Raw genomic sequence first — 23,432 nt, 5'->3', positions numbered from 1 at the left:
ATCTGATAGTCAATATGCCTTTATTTGATTTTCTTCATCATCCTATCCCAACGAGGTTTCTCCGTAAATTTGTCTTCTGAATACCAGATACGGGTAGCCTTGCCTACAATATATTCTTCCGGCAGCATCCCCCAATACCTTGAATCCTGCGAATTAGCCATATTATCACCAGATACAAAATAATAATTCTTTTCAAAACGATATCGAGAAATCAGACTGTCTCCCAATAACACCTGTCCGTCTTTCAGACGCAATTTCTTCTTTTGTTCCCAACCTATCAATTGCTTATACAAATGATAAGTAGTGCGGTCCATTTCTACCACATGTCCTTTCTGTGGAACAGGCAATGGTCCGAATTCACGAATATTCCACTTAAGTTGTTTGTTATATGGAAATGTACCAAAGACAATCCCGTGCTGCTTCGGATGCTGCAAATTTGCAATATACTGTTGAGCCTGATAATTCCCCACCTGTTCATTGCAACCACGTATCTTATAAAATCCTCCTCTGATTTCCAATGTGTCTCCGGGCAGAGCGATACACCGCTTCACATAATACTGCATCACGTCCATTCGAATACTATCCCAACGATTTTGCTGATAAGGAAAATTAAAAACCAATATATCATTTCTCTTAAAGTTTCCCCATCCGGGCATCCGATGAATAGTGAAGTCTTCATTATCTAAAGCAGCAAACACATTAAATAACCTAGCTCCCTTTATCATCTTATTAACCAGTATCCGATCTCCATCCTTTAGTACCGGTTCCATAGAATCCGAAGGTATTTTAAACGAGGTAAAACAAAATAGTTGTACCAAGAAGAGAATGAGCACCATGCAGAATACGAAAAATGCCAGATTCTCTAATATTGCCAAAATTTTCCTCACTTTGCTCATACGCTTTCTTTCAGTTGAATTAGTTTACGATAAGCCATAAGCCCCAACACGCATTTCACACGTTCATCATCCTCATTTAATAATCCTTCGCAAGGATAAACGTCTTTTTCCATCTTCTCTCGCAAATAATCCGCCCATAAACACAATAGATTCCAATGTGCATCAGCATAACTGAAATCCTGTTCCACTTCTACAATCACAGCCATCATCATCAACATGTCAGCAGCTACCGCCACTGCATTATCATCCAATTTTACCTGCTTATTAATAATAGGGTACAAACCTATATCATAAGGCGGATATCTCTTTACCCAATGATTATCTTCACAATATTCAAATATAGGATCCAATAGGCTTTTCATCCAGTCGATACGATTAAAATAGAGCAAAGTAGAAAAACTCTCATAAGCCTCCCTGATATTACCTAAAGTATCTCCAAAGCAAAATATTTTATTCTCTGATGATAACACAAATCTATGGGAAGATATAAAATTACGATAAGAAGGAAGCATCTGCCCTGCAAATGTTTCACCACCTACTTGAAAAGCTCTGGCACTCCACTGACAATCCTGTTTATCGCATTCTTCTTTAAGTTCCTGCCATCTATCTCCAACAGATTTCATTAATTCTTTTATTTCGCCTGTTCTATTTTTCTTCCAAAGAGGGGACAAACTTTCACCCCCATATTGTAAAGTCTGCCCTTCCTCATACCCTATTAGCAATGCACCTTTATCCTCATTCTTTGCGCTTAACTTTTGAGATAAAATAACATGACCATCCTCACTAGAGAAAGTTGATTCATTCGCCTCCATAGCTAAATATAAACTGTCGGACTTGGCAAAACGCCAATTCTGTTCACACCAACTATCCACCTTGCTCCTACCCAATAACCACTCCATATCTACATCAAACAGAATTTCCACTGTATGCTCCTTTTCATCTTTTGCATGAATCTGATAAGAAAGAAAACCTACAGGCCATCCTGTCATATCCCATTTCTCCGACAAGGAAGGTGAAACAAAATCAATCAGAAGCTCCACATCTCCACATTGAAAAACATAATGAGTCTGTGTAGCCTGCATATTCATTTGTTTCAATATTGCAGGTTTCACATCAACATAAGTCTTATTTTCCACATATAAACCAAAATCCAAAAAAGCAGTACCTTCCGCATTACCCCCATAAGCTGCTATAACATTATCACCATTAATAATTTGAGCTACTGTTTCATCCGTTAAACGATAGCATCCCGTTTGAGGAAGAAATGCTTCTTCTCCTAACAAATATTCTCCATTACAATAAAGCTTTATCTGATCATCATAAATATAACGGAGATAGACTTTGCGTTCTTTTAAAGTATCTTTGTTAGCAATGGTAATGTGCCTGCGAACATATATATTTTTCGCTCCCCATACTGTATGGGCTTGAAACTTCCCATTTTCCGAACCGAAGGCACCTTTACCCTTATTCCACAAAGAATCATTATACTCCCTTTGTTCCCATCCTCTGCCCGGAAATAAATAAGAATATTTTCCCTGCCATCCCAGGTTCTCGTTTGAAAGAGGGGCTAGAGAGGATATACGTAACGAATCTCCTCCTAAAAAACGGTAAGATTTACCATCCACCTTTAAAATACCCGTCAACGGAAACATTTTCCCCGATCTTAAGCACGGATAGGTTTTATTTAAAGTATCTTCTGTTGCCTTTATGGTAAAACCGGGAGCTATAGCCAACAACGTATGTCCGGAGAAAGAAATATCAAAAGGAGGACACACCTTCTTACCGGAATAAGAACAAGCACATATCAAGGAGATAATTCCTGAAAATAAAACTATCCTCCACATTACAACTTGTCTGATATTAAACCTTACCTCCATTGTTGTTCTCCATTTTCATAAACAAAAATTCTTTCATCCTTTCCACGAGTATGGTTTCGTAAAAGTAATAATGCATTTTCCGGAATATTCCGAAACACCAGTGAATCGGCAGTCGCCTTGATTGTCCCGGCAGATTGCCAGTCTCTTTCACAGTAGAATAATTCATATACATCACCAGGTCGAACATAATTATCCCTGTTCCGCGGAGTATAAACTATACGATCGACTTTTACTTCTTTTCCTAAATCCAATCCCGCCCATCCACCGGTGGGTTTGGAATAATCAAAAGAAGTCCATGTTTTCCCGTCAAAGACATTGGTATAGTCATGATCCCCATTCTGTTTTTCGTGTTCGGGAGTTCCTATTATCTTTCCCGTTAAAGCAACAGTATCATTTTTCTCATAAAAGGCGACTGCTGAAACATTACAATGAGCTTTAGGTCGACCGATATATCTAAGATAACGGTATTCTTTATCAGACCAGCATTTTACAGTAGTATTCAAACGATCAGGTTTACTTTGTATAATAAACAGTGTATCTTCATCCGAAAAATCCGAATGATTGCTTCCGGTAAAAACACCCCCTATCATTCTGTTTCTAAAACTACTTTCTTCTTTAAGATTAAACTTAGCATACAAAACCATATCTTGCGTCTTTTTCCCGACGGAATAATAGTGAGGGGCATTAGTTTCTTTATCCAGATAAAAAGGATCAGTCAAGAAATGTAATGATCCTTTTTCATAAGTGGCAACTCTTAAAACTGCCCCTTTACGAACATATCGAAAAGCCAAATGACCGGCATCGTATTCTGTCCAATCAACCGGAATCCAACGATCTCTATTACTGGCACATAAATAAGCAATCCTCCCATTCCTTTTCTCTTTATACTGCTTTTCCAAAGGAATGACCAGATTCTTTTGGTATGAATACGCATAATCAAAAGTTACATCCTTAAACTTAGGAATATGCCAAAATGGATGTACCTTCTCTCCATATTGTGACATCTGTTCATGTAACTCTCTGTTTACACTAAATGTATATCTATATATCTTGGCAGTTCCTCCCTGCCGATACAAAGCACATTTGCGAACACGTGTCAAAAATGTCATAAAGTCGGACATATATCCTTCTCCGTTTTTATCCCATACTATTGTCCAAAGATGCCCGAAATTCGTATCATTACGTGCAGGTAAGTAGTCGATTGCACAAGGAATACCTAAAGCACGAAATAAGTAAATCTCAAAATCTGCCAATTCTCTACAACTACCGACTTTATATTGTACAAATTCAGGTCCGATATGTCCGAAAGAAAAGGGAGTTATAGAAGTAAAGAATGTCTTTTTATCCGGCAATCTCGCCATTAAATATCTGGCTGCCACTAATGGATCTTCTTTATCCAAGGTGTCAGACATCCGCAATGAATCTAACAATGAATTGTATTTCTTATAATATATCTCACGCCAATAAGTTAACGGTTCATCCCCTATTCGGTAAGGCAATAAGTACTCACAAAATGTTTCAAACGAAATATTCTTTCCCCACGGTTGCTCCTGCCAAACTTTAAATGCCCAATCAATATTATGGCACAAATATGCAGAATCCATTTCCATAATATCGCGTTTCTTTTTAGGTTCTTTCATTGCACCAAAGACTTTCTTGACTGAATCCGAAACTTGTTGCGCAGTTTTACCCTTACGTACTTTTAGCCAAGCATAATAAGACTTATAATTCTCTAATTGTTCTCCACTAGAATAAATGTAAAAAGGCATATTCTCTATTAAAAAACAAGCTGCTTTATATTTTAGACTATCAATAGGATTCTTCTTATAATAGTGAAGTACTTTTTGAAGTTCTTTTTTATTTCCACCTGCCGCCTGTAAAGCAACTTCTAAAGGGAGCATAGTTTTTTTTTCGTAGAATAAATACTTTCTTGCATATTGCCATTCTAACACAAATAACAAAACAAGGATAGATGGAATATATATACAAAGCTTCTTAAGCATAAATTAATCCTCATTTACTTAGTATTTCCTGTTCATGTTCTCTACTGACCTTTCTCATTTATCATAGGTCAAAACAACGCTAAAAAATGTATTTTTTTATTTCACATATATATTCATTAATACCGGATTACTATCATCAACCAAATTATATTTACGAGTAACAGTCTCCTCATAATTATTCAAAAAAGACTGAGCATTAATATAACTTATATAAAAATCAGAAGAAACTGCTGCAATCTTCGTAAATGCTTTTATTTGAGGGTCCAAAAGAGGGCAAAATAAATAACCTTCTTTCTCTTTTGCTTCATATTCCAAAAGTAAAGGTGCTCCATGGTTTCTCCATATTTCGGCCAGAAAATGTCCCTTACATTGATAGAATGAATTAACACCTGAAATTAGGCACTCATTAGTAGAATATTGTTCTCTTACCCCTCTTTCCTTTTTAAAGTCCTTTTCTAATTCAAGATCTGAATTATCTACAAAATCATCCGATATTATTTTCATATATTTGCTTACTTCATCATTATCTATCATATAAATATATGGAGAATATCTAGGATTAAAAAATAAATGATTCCCTGATTTATAAAAACTTTGGGCTTTAAATGGAGTATTAGCATTATCTGCAATACCTCTAGATGCTATTACCGGAACAAATTTCTCATTCGAATAAAATCCTAAACAAATACCGTCTTCAGTCTGAAATATATTGGTTCCCCATATCTTTCCCGTTTTTTCATCAACAGCTATTTCCATTACAGTTGCATTAGTTTTATATTCTGTAAACAGCTTGTAATCAGGATATTTATATTTTATTATTTTTCGTCCTACAATAGATGATATGTATATATTTAAATCTGCATCTATATCAAAGTCTGATATATCAGCATATTCTCCTGGTCCACTCCCTATATTATGAATTTTAGTAATATATGAACCATTATCGTCAAATAAAAAGATCATAGCTTGGACTTTATCAAAAATATAATATGTCTCATTCTTATACAATATCTTAGTTATACTAGATATTAATGATCTCTCATTTGTTTCTAATGGAACAAAAGTTACAGAATCAAATTCATGCAAATGATTCTTCTTACTACAATAGTCATATTCCAACAAAGTAAGATTCCTATCTTCTATTTCTTTTAAAGAATTATTACGAGGATTATTGCATGAAACCAACAATAATAAAAAAAATATATACAATTTTTTTTTTCATAAACGAGCTATAATTATGTTTCTTTTATTAAAAAGAACGTATTATTAGAAAGTAACAAGACGACCAATCGCCACATATTAATTAAACATCAGATACCTAGTAATAGATATCTGATGTTTAAAACCTAGTTAATTTGGACAATCTCTATTCCTCATCGTAGTAACACCCGAATAACATCTGTCACTATTAATACTAAGACAACCGATATGGCTATTATAGGTTGTAACAAGACACCCATCCTCCCAATGAGTTTCTTCATCACTAGTCCAACTATAGTCAGGAGTTCTACTACCTGACACATCAGTTTCACCTCCAGCTAGTGCATCTATATTAGCCAAGCTAAACAATGATAACGTTGAAGATTGAGAACCTAAATCTATTTTGATATTCAATACCGCCACAGTTACTATGGCTAAAACACATATTCCACTAAACAAAAATTTCTTCATTATCTATTTTTTTTAAGATTAAAACCTAATATAAAAATCATTATTCATTTCTTTGTTTTTCACATAAATAACACCTCCTTACTTAATATATAGCTTTTATTTACTTTGATTATTTACCTTACCTTGTATTACAAGTTTAACATATCTTCTTTCTATATTACAATATATTGTAACATTTTTCTTAAAATATCCTTCTTTATTAGGAGTAACTTGCACTACAATATCGGTTGTTTTATTAGGTAAAACCGGTTGTTTTGACCAGTTAGGTACTGTACAACCACATGTAGTAGTTACATTATTCACCACCAAAGGGTTAGGTCCAATATTTTTAAGACTAAACTTTGCAGTAGTAGTCTTATTTATTTCCAGATTTTTAAGTTCCAAAATAGTTGTATCAACTGTCAATGATGTTATCAAAGACTTATCATATAAGTCTGTTTTTTCTACTCTTTTATTTTCATTTATTATTTGCTTATACAAACTCCATATTTGAGGATTCTCTGTAGGATTACCAATGCAAACGACCTTATTATATTTATCCAACAAAAAAGTCTGATATCTACTGTCTTTGGGAAATGTATTGAGTTTATCAAGTTGATTACATATATCCATATAGCAAGGATATTTAAATGAGTCCTTTCTAAATAAAAAGAATATTTCTTCGATATTTTTAGGATGAAAATAAAATTGAAAATTAACAAAACCTGCCATTTCGTCATTAACTTCCTTAATAATAGCATTCCATTTATACAAATGTAATTTACAACTAGTGCATCCTATTGAATCTGTGTATACTAGTATTTTATAAGGCGTAGAATTGGGAGAAATACACAAAGTATCCCTATCAATCGATTTACAAAAAACATCTTGAGGAAATATAATTTTCTTTCCTGTCCATTCTTTTACTATCTTTTCAATTTCCGTTGATAGTTGATCATTTTTACATCCACAAAATGTAAAACAAACTACTCCCAATATTAGAACTACACCCTTAACCATAATACAAAATAGTTATAACTAACATAATTTCTCATTTATAATAATATTGCAGCAAAATTGCTACTTTACCTATTTAATACTAAACATTACAATCGGCTGATCATCATTAACATCTGTCGCTATTATCGTTTTAGTATCTTCATCCACCCAAATACCATATATATAATGGTCGAGCACATATTTGCATAACGGTTCTCCTTCCAAACTAAATACATAAATATATTTTCCTCCATCAGGAAGCCTTCCGCTTTGTCTTGCGATCTCCTTAAAAGACGTTCCATGAAATACAGTATAAATGGCACTATCTGTTACTTGTACATCACTAAAACCCATAATACCTGTTGGCATACCATATCCATCTGATACTTTGAATTCAGGTTCACCATGCTCACCGATACGAATAATATGAGTACTATCTTTCAAATTATAAACTTCAACGACTTCTCCCAATTGGGTTACTGCCGCCAATATTCCATTGTTAGGATTGTAGTCAAGGAAGCTCCTCCATGCTTGAGCCAATGCCGGACGAGCATTTTCCAATGCTTTTTCATCAATAGTCGGAATAATCCCTATCTTATCTATAAGCCTCCCATTACGGTTAACTCGACATAAACGATTTTCACCGGAATAGTCAGGAATAATAAACATTGAATCATTATATATAGCAAAATCAAGTGGTCGAAGTATATCTTCATCCAATGTTACCGTTTCGTCACGAAGCAGTGAATCACCGGATGAAGAAAAGTCTAACCTAGTTAATTCACTTTTATTGGCATCCAATGTCCAGACTACATGATTCTGTAAACGAAAGTTCTCCATTGATAACATTTCTGTAGGTGAATCACCACGCTTCCCAAAAGAAGATAAATACTGGAAACCAGGATATTGGAATAAGTGTCCATAATGATCAAGACCATGTAAATCCATCACAATGGCTCTATCTCCTTCGATTCGTATCCTAAACGGATAACGAAGCAAGGCTGTATCAAGCTCAATCACTTCTCCTATTAATTCTCTCTCGTGCGGAAATCCCGAATAGAATAATACACCCTTTGCATATTCTTTATGCTTATGGTCACAAGAGATAAACAAGAAAAAAGAAAGAAACAGGAGAGTTATACTATTTTTCAAGGCTATATCCGGTAGCAACATATTCTACTTTAACTTTTGTAACCGGACAATCTACGGAACCACTGCCCCAACAATTAGTAGGCACATCTTGCTCATCAGCCGCCAAAGCTTCAATATTATCTAATAATAATGTATTTACTCGAGGTTCTTTTAATGAGTAATTTACAGAAAGAACCGCCATCATCAAAATAGAAAAGAATAATAGTTTCTTCATATATACTATAGTTTTATCGATTAATTAATGAAAACGAAAGTAAGCAATTGGATTGCAACTGCCAATAAATTAATCTATCCATTTCTATCTAACCGAATCTATCCGCTATATACACTATCATAGAGATAAGGCTTTCATTCAAAAAATGCCTATTTCATCGGAAATTATAGTTTTTATTTGTTCCTTCTCTTTTCCAAGTAGTATTTTTCCTAAAAACAGAATGTTATTCTTTTCTATTACATACAATTATTATTCCGATCTATCTTATTTAATCTTTTAATTTTTCTCTTATATTGATATGCACCTATATTATATAACATCTTATTACGATACCATTCCTTACAAGCACCATATTGATTATTTTTCCAATAATATGTTCCAAACAGAGCCATCATCGAAATAAAAATACTACGCTCAAGATGGCTTCAACTCCTGTAAGAGTTATCACATCTACCATATTCTTTTTTGTCATTCGTATCAATTTCAACTTTTTTCATGCTTAAATCCTATCTATAGTGATTATAGCTGCACCCTTCACTTCTCCCTATTCATCGGGGATAGGTGGTGAAGGGGATTCCTTCACCACCTCTTCACCAGTTTCTTCTTATAGCTAATCCGATTTTCATTATAGCTAATTCAATTATGCTCATAGCATCTTGTTTTTTCTTCCTAAGGTTTGAAACAAACATCGGGATGTTTGTGAAAAAGACGCTAGATGATTGAAACAAACTTTTAGACTTTTGTAAAGCACCGCTTTAAGCAGGTTAAAGCTATGCTTTGCAACTCCTAAAGCACAACTTTAGATTTTACAAAACAACACTTATCCGTAAAGGATGGGTGAAAGGTGGCCCTTCACCCGCTATCCCTCATGAATAAGGAGTTGTGAAGGGTGAAGGCTATATCGGTTTTTATCAATTTATGTTTCATTTTTCATTTGATTTTCTTCATAATTCTATCCCAACGATTTTTCTGATAAGGAAAATTAAAAACCAGTATATCATTTCTCTTAAAATTTCCCCATCCGGGCATCCGATGAATAGTGAAATCTTCATACGCTTTCTTTCAGCTGAATTAGTTTACGATAAGCCATAAGCCCCAACACGCATTTCACACGTTCATCATCCTCATTCAACAACCCTCCACAGGGATAAACTTCTTTCTTCATCTTCTCCCGCAAATAATCCGCCCATAAACACAACAGATTCCAATGCGCATCAGCATAACCGAAATCCTGTTCTGCTTCTACAATAGCAGTTATCATTATTAACATGTCAGCAGCCATCTCCACTGCATAATCATCAACTTTCACCTGACGATTAGCAATTGGGTAGATTCCTATATCATAAGGAGGATAACTTTTCCTCCAATAATCATTCTCGCAATATTCAAAAACCGGTTCCAAAAGGCCTTTCATCCAATCCATACGATTAAGAGACAATAAAATCGGAAAGTTACTATAAGATTCTCTCACATTGGCCAAAGTATCTCCAAAACAAAACAAATCACCACTTTGAGACATTACAAAACGATGCTCCGATATAAATTTTCGATAATCTAAAATCATCTGGCGTGCAAACGATGGGATTCTCGTTTGAAAAGCTCGCCTGTTCAACTGCCCATCCAACCTGTCACATTCCCTCATTAATTTCTTATAATTGTCACCGATAAACAACAAAGCATCCTTCAATTCTCTTTTTCCATCCTTATTCCAATAAGGATGTAGAATTTCCCCCTCATATTGCAAACCCTTCCCTTCATTAAAGCCAAAAAGTAATACACCCTGATCTTTCTTGTTTTTCCCCAGTTTCTGCGAAAGCAGCACATGCCCTTCATTATATGAATAAGCCGTTTCTTCAGCAGCTATCCCCATATACAAGCTATCAGACTTGACAGTACACCAATCCTGTTCAGACAGGCTTTCTACTCTATTTTTCCCAAACATCCATTCTGTATCTATATCAAATAAAATTTCTACATCATGAATTTCTGATTTACCAGAATGAATTTGATAAGAAATAAAACCTACCGGACATCCCATTAAATATTGTTCTAGTAACAAAGAAGGAGAAACAAAATCAAGGTATAACTCAACATCTCCACATTGATAAATGTAATGAGTTTGCGTCGCTTGTACATTCATTTGTTTCAATATTGCCATATCCACATCGTTATAGGTTTTATTTTCCATGTACAATCCAAAATCCAACAGAGCATTTTCTTTCGTATTCCACCCATGTGCGGCTATCACATTATCGCCATTATGTAACTTTGCAACTACTTCATCGGAGAGTTGTTTACATTCAATTCTATTGCTAAAATAATCTACCTGATAAATAGGTTCTCCATTACAATAGATTTCTGCATGGTCATCACATTTAGAACAAACATATAATTTATATCCTTCCAATTTCTTTTTATCATTTATGTTAAAATGTCTGCGAATATAAATATCGGCTACGGTCCATGTTGAGTGAATAGGATAAGGACGATTCTCTGCTCCCCAAGCTCCTAACCCGTTATACCACTCCTTATCATCATATTCTTTCCGCATCCAATCATCCTTTGGATGCAAATAAGAGTATCTAGCAGGCCACCCACAATTAATTGTAGAAAGAGGTACTAGTGGAAAAGGACGCAACGAATCACCTCCCATAAAACGATAAGATTTACCATCTACTTTTAAAATTCCGATCATCGGAAACTCCTTATTTCTTGATAGCTTCGGATATTTTGTATGCAATGTATTTCCAACAGTTTGGATAGAAAAATCCGGTACCAATGCCATTAATGAATGATTGGACGCAATACATATAGGAATAACTTCATTCTCCTCTTTATCATTGCAACATGCATGTAAAGAAAAGATCATCCATGAAAATATTATTCTTATCCCCCACCCGATTTTGTTATTTATTTGCATATTTGCCTCCCGTTTTCATAAACAAAAATTCTTTCTTCCACCCCGCGAGTATGATTTCGCAATAATAAAAGTGTATTTTTAGGAACACCCGAATAAACCAATGAATCAGAAAGAGCTTGTTTCTTTCCCATTGATTTCCACTCCTTATCACAATATAATAACTCGAATGTATCCCCAGGGCGAATATAGTTATCTCTATTACGTGGTGTATAAACTATTCTATCTACCCGTACTTTCCTTCCCATATCTAACCCGCTCCAACCACCGGACGGTCTGGAATAGTTGAAAGAAGTCTTAGTTTTGCCATCAAAAACATTGTAATAATTCAATCCTTTATCGGTATCCTCCAAAGGAGTTCCTATAATGCTTCCCTTCAAAGCAGAAGTGTCATTACATTCATAAAATTCAACTTCAGCCACATTACAATACGTATTCTTGGCTCCAAAATATCTAAAATAACGATACTTCTTATCTGACCAACTCCGTACAACCGTTTTCAAACGACCGGGCACCTTTTGCACCATAAACAAAGTATCCTTCTCTGAAAAATCAGGCTGATTACTCCCTTCGAACACCCCTCCCAACATTCTTCTTCTAAGATGAATTTCTCCTTTAAAAATATTGTACTTAGAATACAATACTACATCTTGAATTTCTTCATGTTTTGAATAAAAATGAAGTTCATTGATATGCGGATCTACATAAAAAGGATCCGTTACAAGATGGAGCACTCCTTCCTCATAAGTTGCTATCCGCATAATCATTCCTTTTTTTATATTCCTGAATGTCATGTTGTTGACGTCATATTCCGTCCAAGCAACCGGAACCCATTTATCCCGTTTACTTGCACACAAATAAGCAATCTTCCCGTTACATTTTTCTCTATATATTTTTGATGGAGGTATTTTTAATTCTTTTTTATAATAATAAGCATATTCACGAGTTACATCTACAAACTTTGGTAAACGCCAAAATGGGTATAGTTCTTCTTCATACTTTCTCATTTCTTCATACATTTTTCTATTGACGCAAAAAGTATTCCTATATACCTTGGCCGTATTCTCCTCTTTATACCACATATTTTCACATTGTCGTTCAAAGGCTTTTGGAAAATCAGCAGCAAAAGCTTCTTGATTCTTATCCCATGCAACTAGCCAAAAATGTCCGGCATTCACGCCACTACGCATAGGTACAAAGTCAACACCACAGGGTATCCCTAAGGATCGGAACAAATAGATACCAAAATCCGTTGCCTCTCTGCAACTTCCAGATATATATTGTACATATCTAGGACCAATATGTCCCATAAGCGCAGGTGATGTAGAAGTAAAATAATGTTCTTTATCCAATAATCTGTCTCTCAAATATTTTGCAGCAACAATAGGGTCTTCTTTATCCAAAACATCAGACATCCTTAATGAATCCAGCAATGAATTATATTTTTCATAATACATTTCACGCCAATATTCGAGTGTTTCATCCTCAATGCGATATGGCAATATGTACTCACAAAAAGTTTCAAAAGAAACATTTTTGCCCCATGGTTGTTCTCGCCAAACTTTAAATGCCCATTCAATATTGTTACATAAATATGCGGAGTCCACTTCTCTTATATCATGTTTCTTTTCAGGTTCTCCTAACGGACCATATACTTTCTTGACTGAATCCGCAACCTGTTTCGCTGTCTGTCCTCTACTCTTTTTCAGCCATGCATAATAAGACTTATAGTTTTCTAACTGCTTGCTTGTTGAATAAGAGTAAAAAGGCATATTTTCAATTAGAAAACAAGCAGCTTTGTATTTTAGGCTATCAGCAGGATTCTTTTGATAATGACGGAGTACTTTTTCCAATTCTTTCCTGTTGTTTTTAGCAGATTGCAAAGCAGCTCCGAGAGGAGTTATCATTTCTTCTCTGAATGTAATCCTATCTATTATTTGCCATCCTAGCCAAATAAACAGCACCAAGACTATAAATTGAATATATCCCAAATACTTCATCAAACCTTTTCTTAATTATTCATTTTGCATTTCCACTAATTTTCAAATGGAACGGAGAGCCTTCTGCATTACAATACACGGTTATCGTTTTATCGAAATGCCCAGAATGTTCAGCTTGATATTCCACCTTCACTTTCAAATTTCCACCTGGTTGAACAGGTTCTTTAGAATATTCCACTGTAGTACACCCACATGGAGTATAAATTTCTTCTACAACAAACGGATTATCACCTGAATTAGTAAATGAAAACTCTACAAATTGCTTTTTTCCCCAATTAAAAGTTCCTATATTGAACTGATATGTAGATAAAACAACTGTTGTTGGAGTTCTACTATCAATCTCCTTCAACAGAGATTTTTTCCCTGTAATAATATTCAAATAAAGTTCTTTTATCTTAGGATTATGAATAGGATTGCCAATAGCAACTACCCTATTATTCTTATCCAACAAAAATGTTTGAAAGATCGTTTCTATAGGAAAATGATTCAACTTATTGATACTATCATGCTCATCAATACATACAGGATAATCAAAGCCTTCTTTCGTTAGTAAATACTCAATATTTTTCCTGCTCATAGGATGAATAAAAAAAAGAACATTACATGAAGGACAAGTATCTTTTAGCAATTCAATAAAAGGTTTCCATGCACTAAAACTTAAGTGACACCGCATACAACCGATTGAATCGACATATGTTAATATTTTGTAGTCACAATCTCTTTCATAATACCCCATAATTGTATCTCTAGCAAATTTCGTAAAAATAGGAACACTAGGAAAATCTATTTCCTTATAAGTCCATTCTTCAACTAACCTCTTTATTTTTTTTTCATCATGCTCATAACATGAAAACAAAGAAAAACATATAACAAAAGAAATCAGAGGGATAACAATCATTCTATACATATGTTTATCTATTTTATTTTAAATCTTATTAATTCAGGATCAGGCATATTAGAGAAAGCATACAACATCTCATCTTTATTATCCACACTAATCAGTGTAACTGGCACATTCAGTTCATACTTTTTTATGGCTTCTCCATTCCAATCAAAAACATAAATTATTGTTCCTGCAAGTGTTTCTAAACCATTTTCTTTAAAATTTTTGCCTGAATAAAGTCCATATACATATTTAGGAGAAATACACAAACTTATAAATGTACTATTATTGGAAGATGAAATTGGGGCAGCTCGCATGTCCCCTTCAACTTGAGTTTTATAAATAGGGTAGTTCATTTCATATTTCTTTATTAAAGAAATATCAGTATTATTTATTTTATAAAAATGAATAATTTCAGAAGTATTTACTGCATAAACAAATTTATCCATAAATGGATTTAAACGGATAATACCTTGATAAGCCATACCACGCAACCTGTTTGCTATTTGTTTCTCATCTCCATCTTTATATGGATATTCCATAAAATGCTCTTCTTCTATTAGTCCAGTACCCCAAAGTCTGAACATACAGTCTTCGTAAAATCCCAAAGATACAAAAGTATTAAATGCTGTAGGAAACACTTTAATAGTCCCAGGAATAGTATCTTTAGTTAAAACTGAAAAGTTCGAAATTCGATTTTTCACATCTGATATGTTCATAACATTCAAAGTCTTTTTATATAAATCATAAACACTTATGGAGCTCTTACCAAATAACTGTATATCAAAAGGCATTAAGAATTCATTAACACCTTGCCCTTTCTTTCCGAAATCATATATTGAATCTAGATCATTCAAATCGACCAAATGAAATAAACCATCTTCAGACTTCTCATCGAAAACAATAATTGCTGAATCACAATATATCATATCCATTGGAGTTCCCCAAATATAACCGTTTGATGGTATCTTTTCATATTCCAAGAATATCCTATTCGTAAACAAATCGTCTATTTGACAGTCTGTTTTAACATTTTTACATGCACAAAAGAAAATCAACACAAAAACATATTTCAATTTCATAATATACTAAATTCATAATAGTTTATAGAATATTTTTATAAAGCTATATTTTAATCGGCTTTATTTATGCATAACAAATCTAGAAGTTGTCAATACACTTCAATTGGGGCTGACTAAAAAGATTTTTTCACAATTACCCCTTCTCCAGATACCTGTAGAGGGGGTAAAAATCAAGTTTTCGACCTTTTTTATTCAGCCCCAATCCCAAGAGGATATTAAAAACCAACAGTTATAGCAATAATATACAGAATTATACTGATGAAAGTATAGTTTCAAACTCTAAGTAAATGTTAACAAGCATATTTTCCATGCACTTTCATCACCTTCATTAGAATTTATTGGTATAGTTTATAGCCCCTTATAGCTAGCCCATCACTATATATCACACAAATACCTGATGTAACTACACAAAAGTCAAAATCCACTTCCGCATTATTAGCTAACGCATCAACATTACAAAGTAACAAGGCAGAAGAGCTTTTAGTATTCCAATTATATATACTAAATGTAGATATAAACAAACAAATTATACCTACTACAACATATAAACTTTTAGCTTTCATAATATTTAAATATATGGACGATATTCACCAAGGCATGCACCCCAATCTCCTAACGTTCGACAAATTTGCAATCTTGTATAAACACAACCTATGCATTCATTTCCACCTTCTTTTGCATTAGCTAAAGCTTCCACATTGCTCAACACCAAGTCAGACAACTTCACATCATTCTGCGAAGTATATACATTATATCCCGCAATAGCAGCGACAGCAACAACTGCTATCACACCTAATACTTTCTTTTTCATTCTTCAATAATCTTTAAATTACATTTTATTTTTCTCTTCTGCATCTATCATTTCAACAGAATAGCAATAGTTTGCTACATTAATTTTTATTCTTATGTTTGCATCCGAATCTTTTTTAAAGATTTAGGAGCAGGTGATATGTAAGCAAATCCTGCAAGATAAACAAACTCATCATCCTGCTCCTTTTAATCAAGTTAATTATCTCATTCAGCCAAAGTTAAACTTAAGTATTGGCTCATCATTATTTACATCTGTCGCTATTATCGTTTTCGTAGCTTCATCCACCCAAATACCATATATATAATGGTCGAGCACATATTTACATAACGGTTCTCCTTTCAAACTAAATACATAAATATATTTTCCTCCATCAGGAAGCCTTCCGCTTTGTCTTGCGATCTCCTTAAAAGACGTTCCATGAAATACAGTATAAATGGCACTATCTGTTACTTGTACATCACTAAATCCCATAATACCCGTTGGTATACCATATCCATCTGATATTTTAAATTCAGGTTCGCCATACTCACCTATACGAACAACATGAGTACTATCTTTCAAATTATAGACCTCAAGGACTTCTCCCAACTGGGTGACTACCGCCAGTATTCCATTGTTAGGATTGTAGTCAAGGAAGCTCCTCCATGCTTGGGCTAACGCCGGACGAGCATTTTCCAATGCTTTTTCATCAATAGTCGGAATAATTCCTATCTTATCTATAAGCTTACCATTACAGTTAACTCGACATAAACGATTTTCACCGGAATAATCAGGAATAATAAACATTGAATCATTATATATAGCAAAATCAAGTGGTCGAAGTATATCTTCATCCAATGTTACCGTTTCGTCACGAAGCAGTGAATCACCGGATGAAGAAAAGTCTAACCTAGTTAATTCACTTTTATTGGCATCCAATGTCCAGACTACATGATTCTGTAAACGAAAGTTCTCCAATGATAACATTTCCGTAGGTGAATCACCACGCTTGCCAAAAGAAGATAAATACTGATAACTGGGATATTGGAATAAATGTCCATAATGATCAAGACCATGTAAATCCATCACAATGACTCTATCTCCTTCGATTCGTATCCTAAACGGATAACGAAGCAAGGCTGTATCAAGCTCAATTACTTCTCCTATTAATTCTCTCTCGTGCGGAAATCCCGAATAGAATAATACACCCTTTGCATATTCTTTATGCTTATGGTCACAAGAGATAAACAAGAAAAAAGAAAGAAACAGGAGAGTTATACTATTTTTCAAGGCTATATCCGGTAGCAACATATTCTACTTTAACTTTTGTAACCGGACAATCTACGGAACCACTGCCCCAACAATTAGTAGGCACATCTTGCTCATCAGCCGCCAAAGCTTCAATATTATCTAATAATAATGTATTTACTCGAGGTTCTTTTAATGAGTAATTTACAGAAAGAACCGCCATCATCAGAATAGAAAAGAATAATAGTTTCTTCATATATACTATAGTTTTATCGATTAATTAATGGAAACGAAAGTAGGCAATTGGATTACAACCACCAATAGATTAATCTATCCATTTCTATCTAACCGAATCTATCTACTATATATACTATCATAGAGATAAGGCTCTTATTCAAAAAAATCCCATTTCATCGGAAATTATAGTTTCTTATTTGTTCCTTCTAATTTGTAATTGATATCCAATATTTTCATACCTTTGAATCTCAATAGATGGAACATTCTCAAAAACTCTTCGCAAACGACTTATTGCATTATGAAGTCTCGGATCATTATTTGATTTATCCGACCAAAATATTTTCTTGATTTCTTTGTCTTTCAATATGTAATCTGGAGCTTCTAAAAAATGTTTTAATAAAATAGCTGTTTGTGGTGGTATCTGAATTTCCTCTTTACCAAATATAAGCTTTCTCAAATCTGCATCAAACATAATATCTTGGTCCATTTGATAAATATGAACAGAGGTAGGAACAACAATGTTCTTTTGCCATCTCTTTCTAAAAAATATCACTATATTAATAATAACTGCACACAGCCAATAAATAAAGCCATAAACAAAGCCTCTTACACCCACAAGAGTAAAAAATGAAAAGTAGAAAAAGCCTTTTACTTCAACCTCGCAACGATAACCTGCCGTAATATCGAATTCTGGTATACAATTTTCATGTAAAAAAGAGTCAGGGTATACACTTTCTGTAATATTTTCATCTTTATCGGATACCAAAAGCTGCAATGCAAAAGTGCCAGACAAACTTTGCTGCTTCAAATGCAGTTGCCATTTTTCATATAAAGAGTCCACTACTAAAGGATGTTTAGATAAATAAGCAGTATGTAAAAAACTTAATCGTGGATCAGATGTTACATTTTTAGAACTTTTTTCTTTATCCAAGCAGTATCCACGTTTTCCACTTTCATCTGTTATATAAACCGTATCAGGATACTCCTCCAATCGCTGTTTCCTCCCACTAGTGTAAAAATAACCATCAAAAGCATCTTCTTGTAAATGTTGCAAAAAAACTGCTTTAAAAACACTTTCCACTCTTTCACTGAACATTTTTTTTCTAGCCTCACAATATAATTGTCCTAGAATGAAAAATAATACTATCTCCAGAATAAATATTATTAGCAAAAGGCGCATCTTTTGTTTATCTTTAAATGTAATTGTACCGCTTAGTTTCGTTAGTAATTTCATAGCGTGACTTATTTTATCTGTTTGAATAGCACAAAGGTAGCATTATTTGCAATAATTGACAGACAATATAAAAACTATTTTGAGTTTTTGGTTATATCAAAAATAATCTTTCCAACCAAAGAAATTAGTCTATTTTTAAGATTCACTCTATAAATATTAAATCAAAATAAAAGCAAGAAGAGAAATAAATGCATAAATCAATGCAAGAATATACCGTTTTCAGACTAAATATTACATAAATAAGGGATAAAAAACGAATTATTTACCGCTAACTAAGCTTTGTTCCTCACCGAGGAACGACTCGTTGCCCGGTGTGCGTCGCTTCCTTCCTCACCGAGGAACAATACATTCATCGGTGAGACCCAAATTTATCGGTATATTTTCAGCTATTTCACACTATATTCCATCCAAATCAAATATAGCAAAAAGAAAGTACTTATCAAATAATCAAACGAATATCCGCAAATAATCTCTTTACAGCAAACAATAAGCATCCAAATAATATAAAATAAAGCACCACGGATTTCCATAATCCCTAATTACTCACATATTTATTTGCATACAAGACTCTGTCTTAAATTCAAGCAGGAGAAACGCATAAAATATCCTATTTTTATGTATGTTCTCATTTCAAGACTTCTATATATAAAAAATCCTATATCATGTCTAAGATGATATAGGATACTAACAATTATATAAAGGCGTTTATTACAACGCCTTTATCTCTTCTATAGACAAACCTGTGACTTGCGAAATAACATCGAGAGGAATATTTAAAGACTTCATATTGCTTGCAGCTTCCCTTTTCTCTTCCAGACGACCTTCATTAATACCTTCCATACGACCCTCTACACGCCCTTCAGCATGACCCTCTGCGCGTCCTTCAGCACGTTCAGTGAATATATTATCTTTTAATATGACAATATTATCCAAATGGCGATAGTAAGCATCAAGCTCTGCTTTAGTCATCTTGTCAAGTTTTAATCGTTCACGGGCTTCTGTTAAACCTGGAGCAGTCGCACTATCAGGAATATCACCTGTATTCAGATAATAGATCCATTCTTCCAACGGACTTTTAGCTACCTGATTAAAATCATTGACCTTCAAAATATAATATTCAGGATAAAGTTGACTTACTGTATCCACTTTAAAAGTTTGTTTTTGAAAAGGAGTCAGTTCAAGCATATCTCCCTGATGAATTCCCCGGAATTCCGTTTTACCGTGATATACGGTATCTTTGCCACTACCTAAAGAAAAATAGACAATATTGACACTATATACTTTACGTACCTTATCATAACCTTCTCCACGATTAATATACTCGGTTACTAATTTTGAAGTACCAAACAGCATACGTTGAAAATAAGCATACTCATTATTATTCTGAACTTCAATCAGAATAAGTTCACCTTTCGAGTTTTCAGCAAGCATATCTACACGATTATACTTATCAAACTCATCTTCTTGATTGCTTTCACTCTCTAAAAGCTTCCGAATGATTATCTTTTCATTCAAAAGAGTAGTTAGAAAGCCCTCAAGAACTGCAAAATTGGCTTTATTACGCAATAAACGTTTCATAGCCCAATCGAAACGAATATAATTACTTGACATAAGTTCGTCTCCTTTCTTGTTATCTTGTTTCAAGCTAACAAAGGTAAGCAGAAAATGTTTGATTTCAAGTATATATGCTTCAATTTCTTTCTACTAAGAATATTCTATCTTCCACTGTCCCAAAGTCCGCGTTGTACTATCGAAATTCACTCCAACTTTAACAACCTTGCGATGCTCTACCTCATAAGGAATGGCATACTGTTTACTATTAATTTGTGCCAACGCTTCTTCGGGAGTTCCGTCTACCTTAAATTCAAACACATAAATCGCATCAGGCATCTTGATTACCACATCAGCCCTACCAATAGCATTCTTAACCTCTACATCCACATATTGCCCCATCAAACGGAATAACAAATAGAAAATAGTCTGATAGTGCTTTTCCTGATTATTCTCCAAATCATAAGGTATAGAAGAAAAGAAAGAACGAGTACGAAGAAGGCACTGCTCAATATCACCTTTCATCAGGTCTCTTACAAAAGAGACTACATAAAAATTACTTTCACGTGTCGGTTGATTGAGATAGGAAGGGATCAGAGTCTCAATAAAGCCTATCTTAACTTCTTCGTTGGGATAACCTAATGTATATGTACGAAAGAGAGGTTCATATCCTTTAATAGTCAAATAGCCACTCTGATAAAGTACAGGAATCGGATCGGTAATAACCTCTGTCGCTTTATCAAAATCTTCGTCTTTCACTTCCATCTTTTCCAATAGAGTAAGACTGAAGTCCATTCGCTGTAACATTTCAATCAAGAAAGTAGGCGTGCCGGTAGAAAACCAAAAGCTCTTATAATCTCTTTGCGAAAATGCATTGAAAAGGCTGAACGGATTGTAAATATCTTCACAAATCTTGCTGAAATGATAACCGTCATACTGCCGTTTCAAATGCCGACAAGCTTCTTCATAGGTTTCATTATTCGCTTGAGCTATCCTCTCAATATCCGGTTGCATCTGACTTAGCAACTCTTGCTCTGTAATACCACAAATAGCACTATAATCATCGCTCATACTGATATTCTGCAAGTTATTCAGCTCACTAAATATACTCATCTGACTGAACTTGCTGATTCCTGTCAGAAACAAGAAACGAAGATATTGCCCTTGCGCTTTAAGAGGACTGAAAAACTTCCGCATTTCAGTTCGCAATTGTCCTTGTAAAGCAGAGTCGCTATTACTATCCAATAAAGGTGCATCATATTCGTCAATCAATACAACAGCCTGCTTTCCTGTCTGTTGGTAGATTCGTTGAAGCAAACCGGTTAAACGGGCTGCATAGCTCGTTTCTTCTTCATTTTTCCCATAAGTCCTCTCCCATTCGCTTAGATAAAGATTCAATTGCTCTTGCAAATCTTCGATTGTGGTGTATTTCGTTCTACTAAAATCAATATGCAACACAGGATAAACAGTCCATTCTTTCTCTAACTGTTCCATAGCCAATCCTTCGAACAACTCTTTCTTTCCGGAAAAATAAGCTTCAAGAGTAGAGACTAGAAGACTTTTTCCAAAGCGACGCGGACGACTAAGGAAATAAATCTTATTTGTATGAGTCAAATGATAAATTAATGCAGTTTTATCAATATACACACAATCATTATTACGTAAATCCTCAAAATTCTGTATTCCGATAGGATATCTTCTAAATGTCTCTTTCATACCACTCTAATGCTTTTATTGGAAATATGAACAAAGATACGAAATAAAATGATTACATGACACTTAATATTATTATAAAACCCTACAATATCATTCAATTGCATTGTTCGATTCACATAAACTTATCTAAAGAACTACCTTATTAATAGCCATTAAAATAGTGACGCTATCCCACCAATATAGTGACGGTATATGCTTAGGATAGCGTCACTATCCAAGGCAAATACCGTCACTATATTTAAACCGAATATTTCGGGCTTTTAACTCTAGTTTCCGCGCTGTGTAGGCAAGGTAAATTCCTGCGAATCACAAATCATTCCATTCTCGTCCGCCACTGCGACACGGAATGTCACTTCACCGTCTTTCAATTTTTCACCTGCATGAATGGAAGCGGTATAACGGATGCCTTCACCCGGAAGAATTTCCTCCACCATCACGGAAGGAGAAATGCCGAGATGCTTCACCTTCCCCACCGTTTCTACCACAGGAACTACATTATAAACAGGATTTCTCCCTTCATTCATAATCTCAAAGATTATCTTGCTATTTTCTCCCGCATCAATCACATGACTGCGATTATCATCTATAAAACGGATCTTGCGCAACTTCAGTTGAGAAATAGGCTGTTGCACTTGCGGCTGTTTCTTATACTTTTGCACACGCACTTCCCGTACTTCAGGAATATACGCATCTTCCTCTATTTGCTCTTGCCTCGGCGCCGTCAACGCGTTTCCAATAGCCGCACCGGCAATGGTTCCCACAATATTCCCAATAGCAGAACCACGGTAACCGCCCCTCCAGCCATGATTATTATCTCCGATAAGTCCGCCTATCGAACTTCCCAGACTACCTCCGATAGAAGCACCTGCCATGATAGCTCCCGGATTTCCCATACGCCCCGACGCACATCCACTCACAATCAAAGCGGAAAGCAAAATTACTGTTAGTTGTTTCTTCATGAGTCTCTCTATTTAGTGTTATTA

General features: G+C 34.5%; 20 protein-coding genes and 1 pseudogene. All 21 read right to left on the bottom strand.

Going from position 1 to position 23,432, the window contains the following annotated elements:
• Positions 1-20 precede the first annotated feature (20 nt).
• Positions 21-896 carry a signal peptidase I gene (gene lepB, locus N5O98_RS04830; RefSeq protein WP_004312287.1) on the bottom strand — a complete coding sequence of 292 codons (876 nt, stop codon included), beginning with the start codon at positions 894-896 and terminating at the stop codon, positions 21-23.
• Positions 893-2,773, bottom strand: coding sequence for a DUF5127 domain-containing protein (locus N5O98_RS04825; RefSeq protein WP_049702656.1), 1,881 nt, complete (start codon positions 2,771-2,773; stop codon positions 893-895). Before N5O98_RS04825 ends, lepB begins: the two co-directional genes overlap by 4 nt.
• Entirely contained in the window at positions 2,764-4,674 is a 1,911-nt protein-coding gene (locus N5O98_RS04820) for a transglutaminase domain-containing protein (RefSeq protein WP_229128016.1), read from the bottom strand. The genes N5O98_RS04825 and N5O98_RS04820 overlap by 10 nt, the downstream gene beginning before the upstream one ends.
• A gap of 198 nt (positions 4,675-4,872) precedes the next feature.
• On the bottom strand, positions 4,873-5,985 hold the full coding sequence (locus N5O98_RS04815; protein WP_118160997.1) for a 6-bladed beta-propeller: 1,113 nt from the start codon (positions 5,983-5,985) through the stop codon (positions 4,873-4,875).
• A gap of 141 nt (positions 5,986-6,126) precedes the next feature.
• A complete protein-coding gene (locus N5O98_RS04810; protein WP_008648115.1) occupies positions 6,127-6,447 on the bottom strand; it encodes a hypothetical protein in 321 nt (106 codons plus the stop codon).
• Between the two features lie 96 nt (positions 6,448-6,543).
• The gene (locus N5O98_RS04805) at positions 6,544-7,446 is read right to left on the bottom strand and encodes a DUF1573 domain-containing protein (protein WP_004312291.1); all 903 of its coding nucleotides are present in this window, start codon (positions 7,444-7,446) and stop codon (positions 6,544-6,546) included.
• A gap of 69 nt (positions 7,447-7,515) precedes the next feature.
• Entirely contained in the window at positions 7,516-8,598 is a 1,083-nt protein-coding gene (locus tag N5O98_RS04800) for a BF3164 family lipoprotein (protein ID WP_008648117.1), read from the bottom strand.
• Complete coding sequence (locus N5O98_RS04795; RefSeq protein WP_004312293.1) at positions 8,567-8,791, bottom strand: NVEALA domain-containing protein; 225 nt, start codon at positions 8,789-8,791, stop codon at positions 8,567-8,569. The genes N5O98_RS04800 and N5O98_RS04795 overlap by 32 nt, the downstream gene beginning before the upstream one ends.
• Before the next feature lie 948 nt (positions 8,792-9,739).
• Positions 9,740-9,841: pseudogene (locus N5O98_RS04790) on the bottom strand (signal peptidase I); the annotation flags it as partial.
• A complete protein-coding gene (locus N5O98_RS04785; protein WP_004312294.1) occupies positions 9,840-11,660 on the bottom strand; it encodes a glutaminase domain-containing protein in 1,821 nt (606 codons plus the stop codon). The pseudogene N5O98_RS04790 and the gene N5O98_RS04785, both read right to left, overlap by 2 nt.
• Positions 11,661-11,701: 41 nt before the next feature.
• The gene (locus tag N5O98_RS04780; RefSeq protein ID WP_118160998.1) at positions 11,702-13,708 is read right to left on the bottom strand and encodes a transglutaminase domain-containing protein; all 2,007 of its coding nucleotides are present in this window, start codon (positions 13,706-13,708) and stop codon (positions 11,702-11,704) included.
• 19 nt (positions 13,709-13,727) lie between these two features.
• The gene (locus tag N5O98_RS04775) at positions 13,728-14,615 is read right to left on the bottom strand and encodes a DUF1573 domain-containing protein (RefSeq protein WP_008648125.1); all 888 of its coding nucleotides are present in this window, start codon (positions 14,613-14,615) and stop codon (positions 13,728-13,730) included.
• A gap of 8 nt (positions 14,616-14,623) precedes the next feature.
• Complete coding sequence (locus tag N5O98_RS04770; protein WP_008648127.1) at positions 14,624-15,673, bottom strand: BF3164 family lipoprotein; 1,050 nt, start codon at positions 15,671-15,673, stop codon at positions 14,624-14,626.
• A 335-nt stretch (positions 15,674-16,008) separates the two neighbouring features.
• Positions 16,009-16,236, bottom strand: coding sequence for a hypothetical protein (locus N5O98_RS04765; protein ID WP_008648128.1), 228 nt, complete (start codon positions 16,234-16,236; stop codon positions 16,009-16,011).
• Between the two features lie 5 nt (positions 16,237-16,241).
• Entirely contained in the window at positions 16,242-16,484 is a 243-nt protein-coding gene (locus N5O98_RS04760) for an NVEALA domain-containing protein (protein WP_004312299.1), read from the bottom strand.
• 207 nt (positions 16,485-16,691) lie between these two features.
• Entirely contained in the window at positions 16,692-17,774 is a 1,083-nt protein-coding gene (locus N5O98_RS04755; protein WP_175285328.1) for a BF3164 family lipoprotein, read from the bottom strand.
• Complete coding sequence (locus tag N5O98_RS04750; protein ID WP_004312293.1) at positions 17,743-17,967, bottom strand: NVEALA domain-containing protein; 225 nt, start codon at positions 17,965-17,967, stop codon at positions 17,743-17,745. The genes N5O98_RS04755 and N5O98_RS04750 overlap by 32 nt, the downstream gene beginning before the upstream one ends.
• Positions 17,968-18,141: 174 nt before the next feature.
• Complete coding sequence (locus N5O98_RS04745; RefSeq protein ID WP_008776661.1) at positions 18,142-19,182, bottom strand: winged helix-turn-helix domain-containing protein; 1,041 nt, start codon at positions 19,180-19,182, stop codon at positions 18,142-18,144.
• A gap of 708 nt (positions 19,183-19,890) precedes the next feature.
• Positions 19,891-20,793: an Rpn family recombination-promoting nuclease/putative transposase gene (locus N5O98_RS04740; protein WP_008776660.1), complete on the bottom strand. Its 903-nt coding sequence runs from the start codon at positions 20,791-20,793 to the stop codon at positions 19,891-19,893.
• A 93-nt stretch (positions 20,794-20,886) separates the two neighbouring features.
• Complete coding sequence (locus tag N5O98_RS04735; RefSeq protein ID WP_004312304.1) at positions 20,887-22,449, bottom strand: ATP-binding protein; 1,563 nt, start codon at positions 22,447-22,449, stop codon at positions 20,887-20,889.
• 266 nt (positions 22,450-22,715) lie between these two features.
• A complete protein-coding gene (locus tag N5O98_RS04730; protein ID WP_004312305.1) occupies positions 22,716-23,408 on the bottom strand; it encodes a hypothetical protein in 693 nt (230 codons plus the stop codon).
• Positions 23,409-23,432: the final 24 nt, after the last annotated feature.

The sequence above is a fragment of the Bacteroides sp. LFL-34 genome, from assembly GCF_027257075.1.
GTDB classification, from domain to species: Bacteria; Bacteroidota; Bacteroidia; order Bacteroidales; family Bacteroidaceae; genus Bacteroides; species Bacteroides ovatus.
Note: the sequence above shows the minus strand (reverse complement) of the source record. Positions and strands in the feature narration are given on the sequence as shown.